Source organism: Bacillus sp. 123MFChir2 (assembly GCF_000383235.1).
Classification (GTDB): domain Bacteria; phylum Bacillota; class Bacilli; order Bacillales; family Bacillaceae_G; genus Bacillus_A.
In genome coordinates this window covers 1-16,151 of record NZ_KB910947.1, presented here as the reverse complement: position 1 = coordinate 16,151, position 16,151 = coordinate 1, and the positions used below count along the sequence as shown (strand labels likewise).

Here is a 16,151-nt window from a genome sequence, read left to right as displayed (position 1 = left end):
TATGAATATAAATTAAAAAACAACTAGCTTTCTGAAAGAAGCGTTTTTTCACTTATATTTAATTCTCTTTTTCTACCGGCAACTTGATATGTACCTTTGTTCCAATACCAGGTTCGCTTTCAAATTCCATTTCCCCTTGATGTTCTTCAAGAATTTTGTATGTAACCATTAACCCTAAACCTGTTCCATCTTCCTTTGTCGTATAAAAAGCCGCACCTATTTTATCTATTTTCTCTTTACTGATCCCGCATCCTTCGTCAGTCACTCTCACTACAATCTGCTTATGAACTACATTCGCTTCCACAATAATATTACCGCCGCCAGGCATAGATTCAATTGCGTTCTTAATAATGTTAAGAAATATTTGTTTCATCTGTTTCTCATCACACTGTATAGAAGGTATCTTTTTCGCAAACGCTGTTGTGATGGTAATACCATATTGAGAAGCTGGCTGTTCTACAATCGAAATCACGTAATATAAAATATCTTTTATATTATGTAGTGCGTATTGTCTCTGTTTCGGTTTTCCAAGAACCATTAATTCACTAACAATCGCATTCAGACGTTCAATCTCCTGCACCATGATGTTATAGTATGCTGCATCTTCAGGATGTTTTTCCCGCTGCAACTGCGTAAAGCCTTTTAATGATGTTAATGGATTGCGTATCTCATGGGCAATCGTAGCCGCCATTTTTCCGATAACCGCTAATTTTTCAGCTTGTTGTGCCTCTTCAAGCATACTTTTAATTGTGCGTACATACGATTGAAAACGTGTTAACAAAATAAATGCGATTGTTGCAAAACTTACACATAGCACAATAGGGACAAGGACAATTAGTGTATGTAATATAACTCCTAAAAAGGCATACTTTCCAACAAGCCCAAGGGACACTATCCAAAAATATCGTTTATTCACAAAAATAGGAGAAAATAATAGTAAAAACGATTCTACTGTATTACCATCAGCAAATGGTTTTGTATTTCCATAATAAATTAGTATATTATTAATCAAATCAATAAAAACATATCCTATAAAAATAATATACTTTACTAAATATACATGTTTCTTTTTTGTAAAATAGATAGAGATTAATAACAATAAAAACATAAAAGCATACATCCATAATCCTAAACTACCTTCCGGAAAACCTATACAGCTATCTCCCATTCGTACTTTTGGATCAAAATAATAATACAGGATGTCACTTAAGAAGAAGATTATATAAAATAAACTTAAAAAAAGCTTTAATGCTTTCACTTCTTCTTGTATAAGTGTATGAGCTTTGTTCATTTTAAAACTCCTTTGATTATAAAAAATTTCCATCATTTTCATTATAGCGATATACCTGTAACCTACAATCCTATATTAAAAAATAATAAACAGTTTACCTATATATCCATTTTAATTTTCCGTCATATAAGTCGCCGTTATGCAGAACGAAACATGACTTGCACTCGCTTTGTCATTTTATTTTAAACCTTGCATGTGGCAGGAAAAAGCTCTGACCGCTCCTATGCACGGCCAGTTGCTCTCGTCCTCCTCTAAAAGAAAGAGGTTTTATGTCGTTTTTTAACATCTAAGTCGCTGCTATGCAGAACAAAACATGGCCGCTACTTGCTGTCTATCTTTGTTTTAAACTTTGCATGTGGCAGGAAAAGGCCCTGACCGCTCCTATGCACGGCCAGTTGCTCTCGTCCTCCTCTAAAAGAAAGGGGTTTTATGTTTTTTTAGTTATACATATAAATAAAGACTAGGAAATACTTCCTAGTCTTCATCTTTCACATCCATATCTTCTGGAATTGGTTCATTTAATATTTCTTCTACTAACCTTTTATATTTCTCCATTTGTTCTAAATGTGTATTAAACTGCTCTTTATTCAATAAATACTGCTTCCCGTCATGAACGGCACGTATGCGTTTTTGTTGAATTAAGCTTTCGATATACGCTTCTGGCATACTTAGAAATTCAGCTGCTTCTTTTATCGTTAAATACAATGTGTTCAGTCCTTTCTTAATAATAAAAGGAGTAAATGAAATTACTCCTTTTACGAATCGATTCAATTTCCATCTATATCAACTTTACCACATACTTTGTATACTGAGGAGCTAGTCATGCATCAAACATTTCTCTTGACAAAATAAAAACTTTTATATGATAATGAATATTGAATTAGAATTATTATATTTTAACCAAACAACATACTGAGTAATCTATGATTCTCAGAACATATACTTAGGAGGAATTTATTATGTTATTAATTGGAACAGAAGTATTACCATTCAATGCGTCAGCTTACCACAACGGTGAATTTATTCAGGTTACTGAAGAGAACTTCAAAGGCAAATGGAGCGTAGTTTGCTTCTACCCAGCTGACTTCACATTCGTGTGCCCAACTGAACTTGAAGACTTACAAAACCAATACGCTGCTTTAAAAGAATTAGGAGTTGAAGTGTATTCTGTTTCAACAGACACTCACTTTACACATAAAGCATGGCACGATAGCTCAGAAACAATCGGTAAAATCGAGTATATTATGATTGGTGACCCAACACGCACAATCTCTACTAACTTCAACGTATTAGTTGAATCAGAAGGTCTTGCTGCTCGTGGTACATTCATCATCGATCCAGATGGCGTTATCCAATCTATGGAAATTAATGCAGACGGTATCGGCCGTGATGCAAGCATCCTTGTTAACAAAATCAAAGCTGCACAATACGTTCGCAACAATCCAGGTGAAGTTTGCCCAGCTAAATGGCAAGAAGGTGCTGCAACACTTAAACCAAGCCTTGACCTTGTAGGCAAAATTTAAGGAGCATACTCAAAATGATACTAGATGCAGATATAAAAGCACAATTAGCCCAATATCTTCAACTAATGGAGAACGATGTACTCCTTAAAGTAAGTGCAGGATCCGATAACGTATCAAAAGACATGCTAGCTCTAGTTGACGAGCTAGCAACTATGTCTTCTAAAATTACAGTAGAAAAAACACAATTGGAGAGAACACCAAGCTTCAGTGTAAATCGTATCGGTGAGAACACTGGCGTAACGTTTGCTGGTATCCCTCTAGGACATGAATTTACTTCATTAGTGTTAGCTTTACTACAAGTTAGCGGAAGAGCTCCAAAAGTTGAACAAAAAGTAATTGATCAAGTAAAAAACATTCAAGGTGCATATCATTTTGAATCTTACATCAGCTTAAGCTGTCATAACTGTCCTGATGTTGTGCAAGCCTTGAACGTAATGAGCGTTCTAAATCCTGGTATTACACATACTATGATTGACGGCGCTGCATTTAAAGAAGAGGTAGAAAGCAAAGACATCATGGCAGTACCATCTGTTTACTTAAACGGTGAATTCTTAAGCAGCGGTCGTATGACACTTGAAGAAATTCTTGCTAAGATGGGTAACGGTCCTGATGCATCAGAGCTTTCTAATAAAGATCCATACGATGTTCTTGTTGTTGGCGGCGGCCCAGCTGGTGCAAGTGCAGCAATTTATGCAGCGCGTAAAGGCATTCGCACAGGTATCGTTGCAGAACGCTTCGGCGGTCAAGTAATGGATACGATGGGTATCGAGAACTTTATTAGCGTAAAACACACTGAAGGCCCTAAACTCGTAGCAAGCCTTGAAGAACACGTAAAAGAATACGACATTGATGTTATGAACTTACAACGTGCAAAACGTTTAGAAAAGAAAGAACTTATTGAAGTGGAACTGGAAAACGGCGCTGTTCTAAAAAGTAAGAGCGTAATCATTTCAACAGGTGCTCGTTGGCGCAATGTTGGCGTACCAGGTGAAGCTGAGTTCAAAAACAAAGGGGTAGCATACTGCCCTCACTGTGACGGTCCATTATTCACAGGAAAACACGTAGCAGTTATCGGCGGCGGTAACTCTGGTATTGAAGCAGCAATTGACTTAGCAGGTATCGTAAAACACGTAACTGTTCTTGAATTCATGCCAGAACTAAAAGCGGATGCTGTATTACAAGAACGTCTTTACAGCTTACCGAATGTAACGGTTCTAAAGAACGTACAAACGAAAGAAATCACTGGTACTGACAAAGTAGACGGTATTTCTTACATCGATCGTGAAACAGAAGAAGTTCATCACATTGAACTTCAAGGTGTATTCGTTCAAATCGGTCTTGTACCAAACACAGACTGGTTAGGCGATACAGTTGAACGTAATCGCGGTGAGATCGTAACAGACAAGCACGGCGCTACAAACGTACCGGGCGTATTTGCTGCAGGTGACTGTACAAATAACCCATATAAACAAATCATTATTTCTATGGGATCAGGAGCTAATGCAGCTTTAGGTGCATTTGATTATCTAATCCGCAATTAATAAAAAAAGAAAGCCGCTACCTAATTGGTAGTGTAGCGGCTTTCTTTTTTTGAAAAAAACAATTCCATTCTCGTTATTTCTTTTTAACTTCCTCTACAAATTCCCATGTCTCTCCTTTATCCTTTGATTGATAAAGTGCACTACTATCGCCATTGTAGTCTCCATCTGCTCCTTGTCCAACTAACATATTGAAAACTCCATCTTTCTCATATGGCATACCTGGAGAATCAAAAGGTCTTATTATAGACTGTGTATGATCTAACTTCACTTCGTGAGGCGGATAATCTACCTTTTTGAAAGACAGGCCCCCATCATCTGTACGATATAGCTCTCCCTCATTACCAGAAGGTCTAACTGCTGCTAAAAATCCAAGTTTATCACTTATAAAGGTTATTCCTGATACACTACCAATTCCTCTGTTGAATGGGTCTGGATTGATAACCTCCCATGTTTTCCCTCCATCAATCGTCTTGCTTAGTGAATAAAAAGCACTACCTAATGCTTTATCTGTCATATTTAGTTTATAACCAACTTCTTTTGATAGGAAAAACTGTTCCTTTTCATTTGTTAAATCTTGTTTCTTCTCTTTAAACCTATCTTTATTTGGAGGAGTCTTTGATTTACTCCAATTTGCGTCACATATTAAGTTATATCTAGCAGGTACTAACTCTTTCTCTTTTCCAGGGACAAATATAGATACAGTATATCCAATGATTTCAGAAGCTGCTTCTTTAGGGCTATGCTCCTTACCATCCTCAGTAATATTAATAATTCCCTCTGTATTGTATCCCCAATCCCTTTTCCCATAATAAATCAATCCATACTCACTCTCATCCCACTTACTAACCGTTCGCTTAACTGGAATAGCCTTAACCGTTTTAATTAGAGGCTCTACTAATTTATCATCATCATAATCAGGATTTGCATACCCATCTCGTATTATAGTAATATCTTCTGATTTCTTCTTATTATAAGATATTAAATAAGTTTCCACTTTCCCATCAGCATTTTTCCCATAAACAAATGTACCAAACGCTGTAATTGTTCCATCTGAATGAAATGTAAGATCAAAATCAGTTGCCATATATAATTTCTTTGGCAAAGGATACTTTTTATTTATATCTCCAAAAATACCTTCTACTCCAGATTCATATATATTATTATGTTTAAGTTTAACTGACCTTTCGTGTTTTAATCTTTCTATAAACCATGCCAGTTTGCCATCTAAATTTATTGCACTTTTATAAATCTGTAATCCATAAAATGATGTAATTACAACAATAATGATAATAGAAATGTATTTCCATGCAGTTGAATTAGTTAATTTTTCAGATTCATATTCTCTATCTTTTATCACTCGCATTGTAGTAAATGTAGCTATGGATATAAAAAGCACTATACATAATAACAAAATATAAATATTATAATTCATTCTTCCATACTTACAGTATAAAGCTAACTCATAACAAAAAATCCCGTATCCAATTATTAATATTGGATTTGTTAATAATGATATAAATATCCTTTTTGCATTTTCCCTAAATATAGAAATCACTCCCAATTAAATGTATTCATGACATTAAGTATACTTTGTTTTACCAAATATTTGTATAACCCTTGAATCGGCATTGATATAGATAAATACAAGTTGATTTTTTAACATATAAGTCGCTGCTATGCATGGTCAGTTGCTCTCGCCCACTGAAAAAGAAAAGGGTTTTTATGTTAGTTTTTCAGTTTGCATCTATATAGGGATGAAAAGTAAATAAAAAAGACAAGCTCACTTAAGTAAGCCTGTCCTTGTATATGAATAGAAGATGTATGGTTTATAACTCTTAACTTCAATTCTTTAATATGAAATGGAATCCCCTGTTTGTGGTTTATTATTACTTGCTTATACAGTTTCCAGTACCTTTTCAATCATTGTTCCATTTTTAGCATAATTCGTATGCCAAGAGAAAGCTTTTTCTAAAACATGAGGAGTTTGTCCACCCCTTGTTTGTGCTTCTTCGTAATAAGCTCGTAGCTGGTCACGATACATTGGATGCGCGCAATTCTCAATAATTAGTTCCACTCTTTCTCTTGGCGCCAGCCCTCTTAAGTCAGCATACCCCTGTTCTGTTACGATTACATCGACATCGTGTTCCGTATGGTCTACGTGAGAGACGAAAGGAACGATACTTGAAATATTACCGCCTTTCGCAATTGATTTCGTAACAAAAATAGCTAAGCGTGCATTTCTTGCAAAATCACCAGAACCACCAATACCGTTCATCATTTTTGTACCTAATACGTGAGTAGAATTGACATTTCCGTATATATCTAATTCTAAAGCAGTATTAATTGAAATTAATCCAAGACGGCGAATGATTTCAGGATGATTGGAAATCTCTTGTGGGCGCATCATTAATTTGTCGCGATATTTTTCAAAATTGGCAAATACCTGTTGCATTTTCTCTTCAGAAAGCGTGATGGAGCAACAAGAAGCAAAATGGACTTTCCCAGCATCCATAAGATCAAAGACCGCATCCTGTAATACCTCGGAATAAACTTCTAGATCCTCAAACTCCGAATCTAACATTCCATGCAGCACTGCATTGGCCACTGAACCAATTCCCGATTGTAATGGCGCTAAACTATTCGTTAATCGGCCTACTTTTACTTCTTTTCGAAGGAACTCTATTAAATGCTGTGCCATAATAACAGTTTCTTCATCTGGAGGAACAATCGTCGATGGCGAATCAAGTTGGTTCGTAAACACAATACCCTTCACTTTTTCAACATCAATCGGAATACCGATCGTTCCAATCCGATCATCTGATTTCACGAGCGGAATTGGAGATCTTTCCCCTTGCTTTCCAGGTTCATATAAATCATGCAACCCCTCTAGTTGCGACGATTGAGCCATATTCATTTCAATAATAATGGACTTGGCATTTAGAGCAAATGCTAAGGAATTTCCAATTGAAGTGGTTGGAATAAGCATTCCGTCCTCAGAAATTGCAACCGCTTCCAAAATAGCAACATCTATATCCATAACATCAGCACGGAGTAGCTCCGCTGTATGAGATAAATGCTGATCTACAAATAAAAGGTCTCCATCATTAATTCCCTTTCGCATAGTTGGATCGGCTTGGAAAGGCAATCTTTTCCCTAAAATTCCTGCTTCAGCAAATAATTTATCCACATCCGAACCTAACGAAGCTCCAGTATAAACATTTACTTTAAATGATTTATCATCCTTAACGCGATTCACAAGCGCAAATGGGACTGCTTTCACATCACCTGCACGTGTAAACCCACTTAAACCTAAAGTCATTCCACTCTCAATCCAGGAAGCCGCTTCTTCAGGTGTAACTACTCGGTCCTTCAGACGATGGTCCCTGATTCTATCCAAATTGTTCTCCATATGTAATCCCTCTCTTAATGAATATTCATAATTATTTTACACATTAACACTATTAAAATAGGGATTTTGGTATACGATACCGAAAATTCAGATAAAGGAGCGAATCTAGGCTCTGAAGCAGAAAAATCTAGAATCCTAGAAGTTTACGAAAATAACTGGCGTATGATTGACTAACTGGTACCCTCTCACCATTATCCATCGAAAGCAAAAAAGTAGAATGAGTATCAGGATAAATCGCTTTAATATGATTGACATTTACAATAAATGAGCGGTGACACCTAATAAACGAATCCTTCGGAAGCAAATATTCAAATTCTTGTAGCGAATATTTATGTGTTCCTGATAACTCTTCTGAATTCACATACGTCTTTTTATCTTTGGCCTCTAAATAAATGACCTTTGAAAAAGGAATCGGGACCCAGCCGTCCGTTGTTTTTAAGGTAACGACCGACTTTCCATCCGTTAAAGCCGGATAAATTGCCGTCACGCAGCCTTCAAGCTTCCCGTTATTAAAAAATGGTACGGCCATTCCATGATAAGGAATACCAAAAACATCCCGGTCAATAAACTCAGAAACCTTTTGCTTCGTCACAATCGCCTTATGGGCAATCGTCCCTTCCTTTATTGGGTCCCCGGTGCTAATTTTTAAATCAATTCGTTTACTTGGCCGATAGTAGATATATTCTTCTATATTCGAAACGGCAATTGAGATTTCATCTGAAAATAATTCACCAACGACATCCAGTAGTAATCCTAAGGTTATATCTTCCATATTTTCAACACCTCAGTCACTATTATACTACTATTATTAATACGAAACCGTCATAAAACCATTCTTTTTCGGTGGACAAGGGTATCTAGCCATGCATAGGCGGTCAGGGCCCTTTTCTGTCACGCGCAAAGTTTTAAAACAAAGAGATCTAGGTCCATTTTTATCCCGTATTAACACTGCCCATTAATGCCTGAGTAGTGAAGCAAACAGTACGAAAAAGAAGGAGTGCATGATGAACATGTGCTCCTTCTTTTTACATTTACTCATGATACAATTCTGCGCAATGAATCCCAAAGCCGATACACAAAAAACCGTTCATTCAACCTTTAAATGCAACTACTTAATATCAAATTTTTACGTCGATACACACTTAACACGATACCCATTAAAAATGCATTAAACAGAGTTGGCATCAGTCCGTAGCTAATAAAAGGCAAAGATATAGAAGCGATCGGTAATAAACCTAGGATCATTCCAACGTTATAAATGAACTGGACTACAAAAAGCGTCACTCCACCAACAAGAAGCAATTTACCGTAACGATCATTTATTTTATGAGATGTGACCATTATCCTTACTACAAAAAGGGAAAGAATTAAGACAAGGATCAACGCAAGTAAGTACCCATAATAGTAAGTCAGACTTGCAAACACAAAATCGGTACGTGCAGCAGGAGTGAACTCCATATTTCCAGATGTACCAAACCACCCTGCTGACGACATTAACTCTTTTAAACGTACATACATATAACCCGGACCACCTGCGTAATTTTCTGGGTTTAAAAACCCTAAAATTCTATCCATCCGGTATGCGTTGACTGAGGACCAGAAAAATAATCCACCGATGATAGATAAACAAATTGATACAACTGTAATGATCAGTGCCTTTTTCTTACCTAACTTACTCCACCAAAGCATAACGAATACCATCATGGTATAGATAAAGGTTTCTGAGAGATTTGGTATAGTTAAGAATAGATATAAAGAAAATAAGCACAAAATCCCAAGATACCAAACCTTTAACCTACTATTATTGAAAAAAGAAGCCCAAGCTAGAAAAAAGAATGGTACAGCCATTAAACTTCCAATTGTAAGGGGGCCAATTCGTATCAAAGGTTCTCCACTGCGCATAGCGTTTGGAAAATAGCTTATCATTAACAAGATGAGTACTCCAATTATGTAAAACAGCCATCCCAGTCTCTCTAATTTCCGATAATCAATCAGCATCATCCCAAAAGCTGTTACAACACCAAGAATAACAAATATCACCTTATTTATTAGTAAATCATTCGTATGTCCAAAAGCTACAACCGGCAAAAAACCTAGCCCCATAGCAGCCACTAATAAAATAATAATGAACCAATCAACCTTTGGCTTATGAAGTTTGTTAAGTTCTTGTCCAAGTTTGATTGGACTTCCCATTTGTTCAACAGCTTTGTCTTCAGCAACTTCCTCACTTAACCCTTTCTCTATCCACATATTCTTCGCCTGCTTCAAGTGAAAATCTAGTTCAGTTGCCACAAAGCTCTTTGCTTCTTTTGATTTAATATGATTGGTAACTTCTTTTAAAAAGCGATCCCCTCTTTTGTTCAATTTCGCCTCACTCCTGTATCAATTCTTTTAGTATAAATTGTTTCTTTGTAGAAGATTTTTCTACCTTTCGTAGCATCTTTCTTCCCTTGTCATTTAATTGATAATATTTAGCTCCTGAATGATCCCAACTTGATTGGATAAAATGATTCTGTTCCAGGCGATGTAATAAGGTGTATAAAAACCCTTCATTTCCTTCGAATTTTTGAATCCCTCTCCCCCGTAATAGCTGTGCCAATTCGTATCCTGTTTTTTCATAAATGAGAAGCTGTAAAACTGCTAAAAAGATATCTTCTTCATTTTCGTATGATTTATTGATTTCTTCGTGTACCTGCTTTCGATGCTGATCAGAAAAACTCAAATGTTTAAAGGTTGTTTTCTCCATTGATTTTCGTAGCCCTTTTAATCGATCTTCCATTTGATTATTCCTCCAATCCTATCTTCAAGAGTTCCTTTGCTCTTTTAAGTCTTGTTTTAATAGTGTTTTCCTTCACTTCTATTACCATAGCAATATCTTTGATTGACAATTCTTCAAAATAAAAGAGATAAATCACTTCTCGATATTTTATTGGTAAGTTCATTACTGCAGAAGCCAGCCTATGATCCTCATCATTTTGAATAACAGTCTGTTCAACGCTTTCTTTTTGAACCCCAGTATAAGTAAATTCATTTTCTGTAACGATTACCTTTTTGTTATACCAACTTTTTATATAGTCCTTACAATGATTAATAGCAATTCTCCACAACCATGTTCTTAACTTCGATTTCCCCTTGTATGTATGAAGAGATTTATAACATTTAACAAATATATCTTGCGTCAAGTCCTCAGCGACCTCTTTGTTATTTACATATGAATAAACAAGTTGTAAAATCTCCTGTCCATACTTGTTCATTATCTCATCTATAAGTACCTCTTTATCTTCTACTTCAAACACCTCTGCTGTTAATTCATCCACATCAGTTCCTCCTTTCAATTGATTAGACGACGTACTCCATTGAAAAGTTTTTTAAATTCCTTAAAAGAAAAACGGTTGGAAATGTCCATACCGTTTTTGTTAAACCTGTCTTTATTTCAAGATCACATTAAAGGCAATATATCTTCAAAAATTTTGTGTTTCTCCTTGCATGAAATTAGCTAAAATAAAAATTTCCATATTTTCCGCATTATACAATATAAACTTCATTATTTATTATATAAATTTCCAAATGTATTTACATGATATTCATTTTAAATACCCAAAAATAGAATTCCTAATATTTCTGAGATGAAAAAGAGGTTATCACAAAAGCCCCTTTAAATGAATAAAACCCACAGAGAAAATTTAATTTCTACGTGGGTTTTATTATTTTTGAGAAAGTTATAGGCTATCACGACTAGCCCAAACTCGATTGTTATTTTCGCCAATCTTCTTAATGAATGAGTTCAGTTCAATACTGAACTCATTCCCAAGAAGCTACCTTTTAATATTTATTAAGAGAATCATACCAGCGAAAATATGCTCCTTATTATCTATAGAAAGTAACGGAGTAGTTACAAGTTATTTACACCCGCAATTACACTTGTGTTGTTTAAAATCAATTACCATACGACCTTGAATCTTACCTTGTTCCATTTCTTCGAATACATCTTGCACTTCATCTAGTGAGCAAGTTTGAACAACCGGCACTACTTTGCCTTCTGCACCGAACATAAATGCCTCCTCTAGATCCTTACGAGTACCAACTAGAGAACCAACTACTTCAATTCCATCTAGTACAAGTCGTGGAATGTTTAAGTCCATCGTTTCTACTGGTAAGCCTACCGCAACTACTTTACCGCAAGCACGTACTGCATCAACTGCTGAGTTGAAGGCTACTTTAGAAACCGCTGTTACTACAGCAGCATAAGCGCCACCAAACACCTCTTGTACAATCTTTTCAGCAGGACCTTGCGTAATTGGGTTAATAGTCATATCAGCGCCAACTTCTTTAGCTAATGCTAATTTATCGTCATTGATATCTACCGCAATTACCTTCGCACAAAATACCTTCTTAGCGTATTGAATAGCTAGGTTACCTAACCCACCACAACCGTAGATTACGATAGGTTGACTTGGTTTAATGTCTGATACTTTAATAGCTTTGTATGTAGTTACGCCTGCACATGTAATTGATGATGCTTGAACAGGGTCTAATCCTTCTGGTACTTTTACCGCATAATCAGCAGTAACGATACATTGTTCAGCCATGCCACCATCTACTGAATAACCAGCATTCTTAACTTCACGACAGAATGTTTCTCTACCAGTTACACAATACTCACAACGGCCACAAGATTGGAACATCCATGCGATACTTACACGGTCACCAACCTTAAGTGAAGTAACATCATCTGCAATTTCAGTAACAATACCTACACCCTCGTGACCAAGGATGCGGCCATCTGTGTTACCAAAATCATGGTTCGCAACGTGTAAGTCAGTGTGGCAAACTCCACAATACTCTACATCTACTAGTGCTTCACCTGAGCGTAACGGACGTAATTCTTTTTCAATAACTTCAATGTTTGCTTTGCTGTTTTTATTAACCACTACTGCTTTCATATGTGATCTCCCCTTTAATGTTCCAAAATTCATACAAGTCAATCTTTACCAATTAATCATAACATGGAATTTGAAACATCAATTATGAAATATCGAACAATTTTTGAAATATTATGCAAAGGGGATATCTTCTATCGTCATTCTTTTATCTAAATGGTTACTTATTCTTCAACATCTCTGCAAGTTCATATAAAGAATGGTACTGTTCAATTTGATAGTATCGCCCTTCCTTTTGCAAATACCCTTTATCGCAAAATTGTGTTAGTACATGCAATAAGTGACGATAGGATACACCTAAATAATCACAAACCGTTACATGTTTCTCCTTATAGACCCCTTCATAAGCTGTTTGCAAAATAAAATCTGCAAGCCGGTTTTCAAGCGGAAAGGCAAGGCTTTGTGAATACTTTGCAGCCATAAGTGTTGCCTTTATACTTAAAAACTTAGTTAATTCACGTAGAAATTTTGCATCTTCCATCAATTGTGTGCGGCAGCGATGAATAGGAAGAGCAAAACAAATGGTCTTCATTGATGCTTGAATTCCTTTTGTATAGTACACCTCATTAAATAATTCCATTTCACCAATGTACTCATTTGTGTTGATAAAATTAATTAAGGAAACTTTTCCATTTTGATGTGTTACATATATCTTTGCTTTCCCTTCAATAACATAAAATAGAAAATCTGTTCTCATGCCTTCTTGAATAATCCACTCATCCCGTTCATACTCGTGCACTTCCATAAACTCTTCAACTGGAAAAGAAAATAAATGCCTAATAGAGCTCTTCTTCAACTGCATTCGCTTTTTCTCACCTTTGTAGATTTCCATAATCCACCTCAAAAATATGAGATATCTCATATTATTTTTACGTATTTACATGATAACATGCAAACTATGGAGGGGATACAGCATGAACACACATCGCTGGATGAGTATACAGTTTTTTAGTTTTTTTATGACATGGGGAATTTTTCTACCCTATTGGACAGGGTGGATGATTCATACAAAAGGAATTACGGTCCCTCAAGCTAGCTTGATTATGAGCTTAGGTTTAGTTGCAAGAGGCCTTTCCACATTATTTGCATTTCCTTATTTATCAGGGAAATTTAGTAGTAAAACCTTATTAAATGGGGCGGGAATCAGTACGCTGATTGCTATTCTGTGTTATATTCCGGCAAGTTCCTTTACTAGCTTACTTATAGTCACATTAGCATTCCACTTTTTTTATCCAACATTGATGCCTGCTTTAGATAGCGCTGCTGGCGTACTCGTACAAAGTAACCAATTAAAAGATTACGGGAGAAGCCGTCAATGGGGATCCATCGGATTCGTCCTAGCCGGCATGATTTTATCTATCTTTACAGGGATGCTTGGAGATGAAATGATTTTATGGGCCCTGTTACTTGGCACAGTGATATTCGTGTGTCTTGGTTTTATGCGTGCACCTGTCATTCTATCTAAAAAGCCTCAATCAGACCAAGTACAAAAAGAAGGCATGTTAAAATTATTTCATATCAAGCACTTTAGTTTGGTACTCATTATAGTAATTTTACTGCAAGCGGCACACGCTTCTTATTACAATTATGGTTATCTCTTTTTACAAGAAATCCATGCACCCAAATATTTAATAGGTGTAATTATTAACATTGCCGTAATCGCGGAAATCATTTTTTTCTCAATCGCAGACCGGAAGTTTCATAACTTTTCAGTAGGATCCTTACTCGCACTGGCAGCACTTGGTTCTTCCGTACGTTGGATATTAGTATTTGCCTTTCCTAATGTAATTGTTTTCTGTATCGCGCAAACGTTGCATGCATGCTCATTTGCTATGGGGCATTATGCCTTTATGAAATACCTAGTCAAAAACATTTCACATACACAGATTCCGAAAGCACAAGGCATATATTCAGCGTTGGCTCTAAGCTGGAGCACTGCCGTATTTACAATTTTCGGTGCCTATTTATACGAAATTGAGCCAAGATATGCCTTTATCGGAATGATTGTTTGTACCATTCCATCCATGCTACTTGCACTTTTATATAGAAAACTGGAACTTAGAAAAGAAATTTAAATTTCTATTTACTTCTTTTATCTAAAAAAGCTGAGTAAATCTTCACTCAAAAATTAAGGCATATTTACATATCCTCGCCGAAACATAGAGCTATTACAAAATGACTAGGCTTATCCGTTTTGGATAAGCCTAGTCATTTTGTAGTAAAACTTTGCTGTGTATGAAAAAACTCATTTATTTATGGTCCGGTTCTGCATAATTAATTCTAACTACTACCCCAACTGATACACCAAAAACCGCTCATTCGAATTCCGCTCATACAATCCCGGCAATCTCACTTCCTCTTTCAATTCAAACGAGGTTTGATTATCTAAAAAATAAATATAATCTTCCGATGGATAATATAAAATCAGCTCTACTTCCCGTTCCACTTGTTCTACTGAGAATAATATATTATTAATAACATTCATAAATACTTGCACCGAAAACGGATTAAAGAAGTAAAATTTATTATCAAGCGGATCAATCTTGTACTCTTGCGCTAAGCAACATTGAAAGTGGATTTTATCTCTACCTTTTTTCTCCTTCTTTATATAGCGATCTCGATTTTCCATCGCTTCTTTATAAAATGTTTCATTCATTTCTATCCCCACAACCGACGCATGATAGAAATGATGAATATAGAAATTTAATCGTCCTTTCCCGCATCCAAAATCAACAACTCGGTCACTGCTTTTTAAGTCATATTGAGCAAATAATGTTTCGAGTGCATGATATGGTGTTGGTTCATAACGATGATAATGCAAAGACTTGTAGAACTCTTTTTGCTCTCCTACTGTTTTTATATGTAACACCGCGTCGTAATATTGTTCGTTCATGTATTTATCCTACTCTCTACAAAAAGAATCTTGATACAATCGAGGCTCTTTTTGATTTTCCGTTTTTTATCCCGTATTAACGGGCAGTAAGACCACCATCTTGCCATTAACCTAACGAAATTAAATCCCCCAAAACGAAAAAATATGGAAAGATAATTTTTTTGTTTTGAGAATATAATTTTATCTTACTACCATAATCAAACTTATTAGCAAGAAAAGTATATAGAAACCTAAAAAAAGTCCCTTCATTATACTAAAGGGACTTTGCTCACACAAATGATCTGTACATCAATTTATATTTGGTATACAGATCATTTGTATGATAATTTTTATAAATAATTGCGGAATAATAAACTTACATTACTGCTTTTAAAAGCTCTTCTACGAATGGAAGTATTCCACCTATAAATTTTAAAACTGCCATTGCGATTTCCATATGATTTCCTCCTCTGCTCTGTACATCTATTTATCTTTCATATACAGATCATTTGTATGATAATTTTTATAAATAATTGCGGAATAATAAACTTACATTACTGCTTTTAAAAGCTCTT

The 16,151-nt window shown here is 35.7% G+C and carries 14 protein-coding genes; 3 read left to right on the top strand and 11 right to left on the bottom strand.

The annotated features are described in order from the left end of the window. Positions 1–58 precede the first annotated feature (58 nt). Both H280_RS0113420 and H280_RS0113415 read right to left on the bottom strand, forming a co-directional pair. Positions 59–1,291 carry an ATP-binding protein gene (locus tag H280_RS0113420; protein WP_020061649.1) on the bottom strand — a complete coding sequence of 411 codons (1,233 nt, stop codon included), beginning with the start codon at positions 1,289–1,291 and terminating at the stop codon, positions 59–61. Positions 1,292–1,765: 474 nt separating this feature from the next. Continuing rightward, positions 1,766–1,996: an excisionase family DNA-binding protein gene (locus tag H280_RS0113415; RefSeq protein WP_028411231.1), complete on the bottom strand. Its 231-nt coding sequence runs from the start codon at positions 1,994–1,996 to the stop codon at positions 1,766–1,768. Positions 1,997–2,250: 254 nt separating this feature from the next. Here H280_RS0113415 and ahpC point away from each other — a divergent pair, with 254 nt between their 5' ends. Continuing rightward, on the top strand, positions 2,251–2,814 hold the full coding sequence (gene ahpC / locus H280_RS0113410) for an alkyl hydroperoxide reductase subunit C (protein WP_020061647.1): 564 nt from the start codon (positions 2,251–2,253) through the stop codon (positions 2,812–2,814). A gap of 14 nt (positions 2,815–2,828) precedes the next feature. Further along, positions 2,829–4,355: an alkyl hydroperoxide reductase subunit F gene (gene ahpF, locus H280_RS0113405; protein WP_020061646.1), complete on the top strand. Its 1,527-nt coding sequence runs from the start codon at positions 2,829–2,831 to the stop codon at positions 4,353–4,355. A 73-nt stretch (positions 4,356–4,428) separates the two neighbouring features. On the opposite strand, the gene H280_RS0113400 is transcribed toward ahpF, so the two are convergent. From H280_RS0113400 to yeiL, 8 genes are all read right to left on the bottom strand, one after another. Continuing rightward, complete coding sequence (locus tag H280_RS0113400) at positions 4,429–5,910, bottom strand: WD40/YVTN/BNR-like repeat-containing protein (protein ID WP_028411230.1); 1,482 nt, start codon at positions 5,908–5,910, stop codon at positions 4,429–4,431. 339 nt (positions 5,911–6,249) lie between these two features. After that, entirely contained in the window at positions 6,250–7,764 is a 1,515-nt protein-coding gene (locus H280_RS0113395) for an acetyl-CoA hydrolase/transferase family protein (protein WP_020061644.1), read from the bottom strand. Between the two features lie 127 nt (positions 7,765–7,891). Beyond that, positions 7,892–8,536, bottom strand: a complete 645-nt coding sequence (locus tag H280_RS0113390) for a LytTR family DNA-binding domain-containing protein (protein WP_020061643.1) — start codon at positions 8,534–8,536, stop codon at positions 7,892–7,894. A gap of 326 nt (positions 8,537–8,862) precedes the next feature. Continuing rightward, complete coding sequence (locus tag H280_RS0113385) at positions 8,863–10,128, bottom strand: FtsW/RodA/SpoVE family cell cycle protein (protein ID WP_020061642.1); 1,266 nt, start codon at positions 10,126–10,128, stop codon at positions 8,863–8,865. Between the two features lie 7 nt (positions 10,129–10,135). Next, positions 10,136–10,543 carry a PadR family transcriptional regulator gene (locus H280_RS0113380; RefSeq protein ID WP_020061641.1) on the bottom strand — a complete coding sequence of 136 codons (408 nt, stop codon included), beginning with the start codon at positions 10,541–10,543 and terminating at the stop codon, positions 10,136–10,138. Between the two features lie 4 nt (positions 10,544–10,547). Next, the gene (locus H280_RS0113375) at positions 10,548–11,081 is read right to left on the bottom strand and encodes a sigma-70 family RNA polymerase sigma factor (RefSeq protein ID WP_020061640.1); all 534 of its coding nucleotides are present in this window, start codon (positions 11,079–11,081) and stop codon (positions 10,548–10,550) included. A gap of 582 nt (positions 11,082–11,663) precedes the next feature. Then, positions 11,664–12,707: an alcohol dehydrogenase AdhP gene (gene adhP, locus H280_RS0113370; RefSeq protein ID WP_020061639.1), complete on the bottom strand. Its 1,044-nt coding sequence runs from the start codon at positions 12,705–12,707 to the stop codon at positions 11,664–11,666. Between the two features lie 157 nt (positions 12,708–12,864). After that, on the bottom strand, positions 12,865–13,536 hold the full coding sequence (gene yeiL / locus H280_RS0113365; protein ID WP_020061638.1) for a transcriptional regulator YeiL: 672 nt from the start codon (positions 13,534–13,536) through the stop codon (positions 12,865–12,867). Between the two features lie 82 nt (positions 13,537–13,618). On the opposite strand from yeiL, the gene H280_RS0113360 reads away from it, so the two are divergent. Beyond that, entirely contained in the window at positions 13,619–14,779 is a 1,161-nt protein-coding gene (locus H280_RS0113360; RefSeq protein WP_020061637.1) for an MFS transporter, read from the top strand. A 212-nt stretch (positions 14,780–14,991) separates the two neighbouring features. Here the strand turns inward: H280_RS0113360 and H280_RS0113355 are convergent, their stop codons facing one another. Next, positions 14,992–15,597, bottom strand: a complete 606-nt coding sequence (locus H280_RS0113355; protein WP_020061636.1) for an SAM-dependent methyltransferase — start codon at positions 15,595–15,597, stop codon at positions 14,992–14,994. Positions 15,598–16,151: the final 554 nt, after the last annotated feature.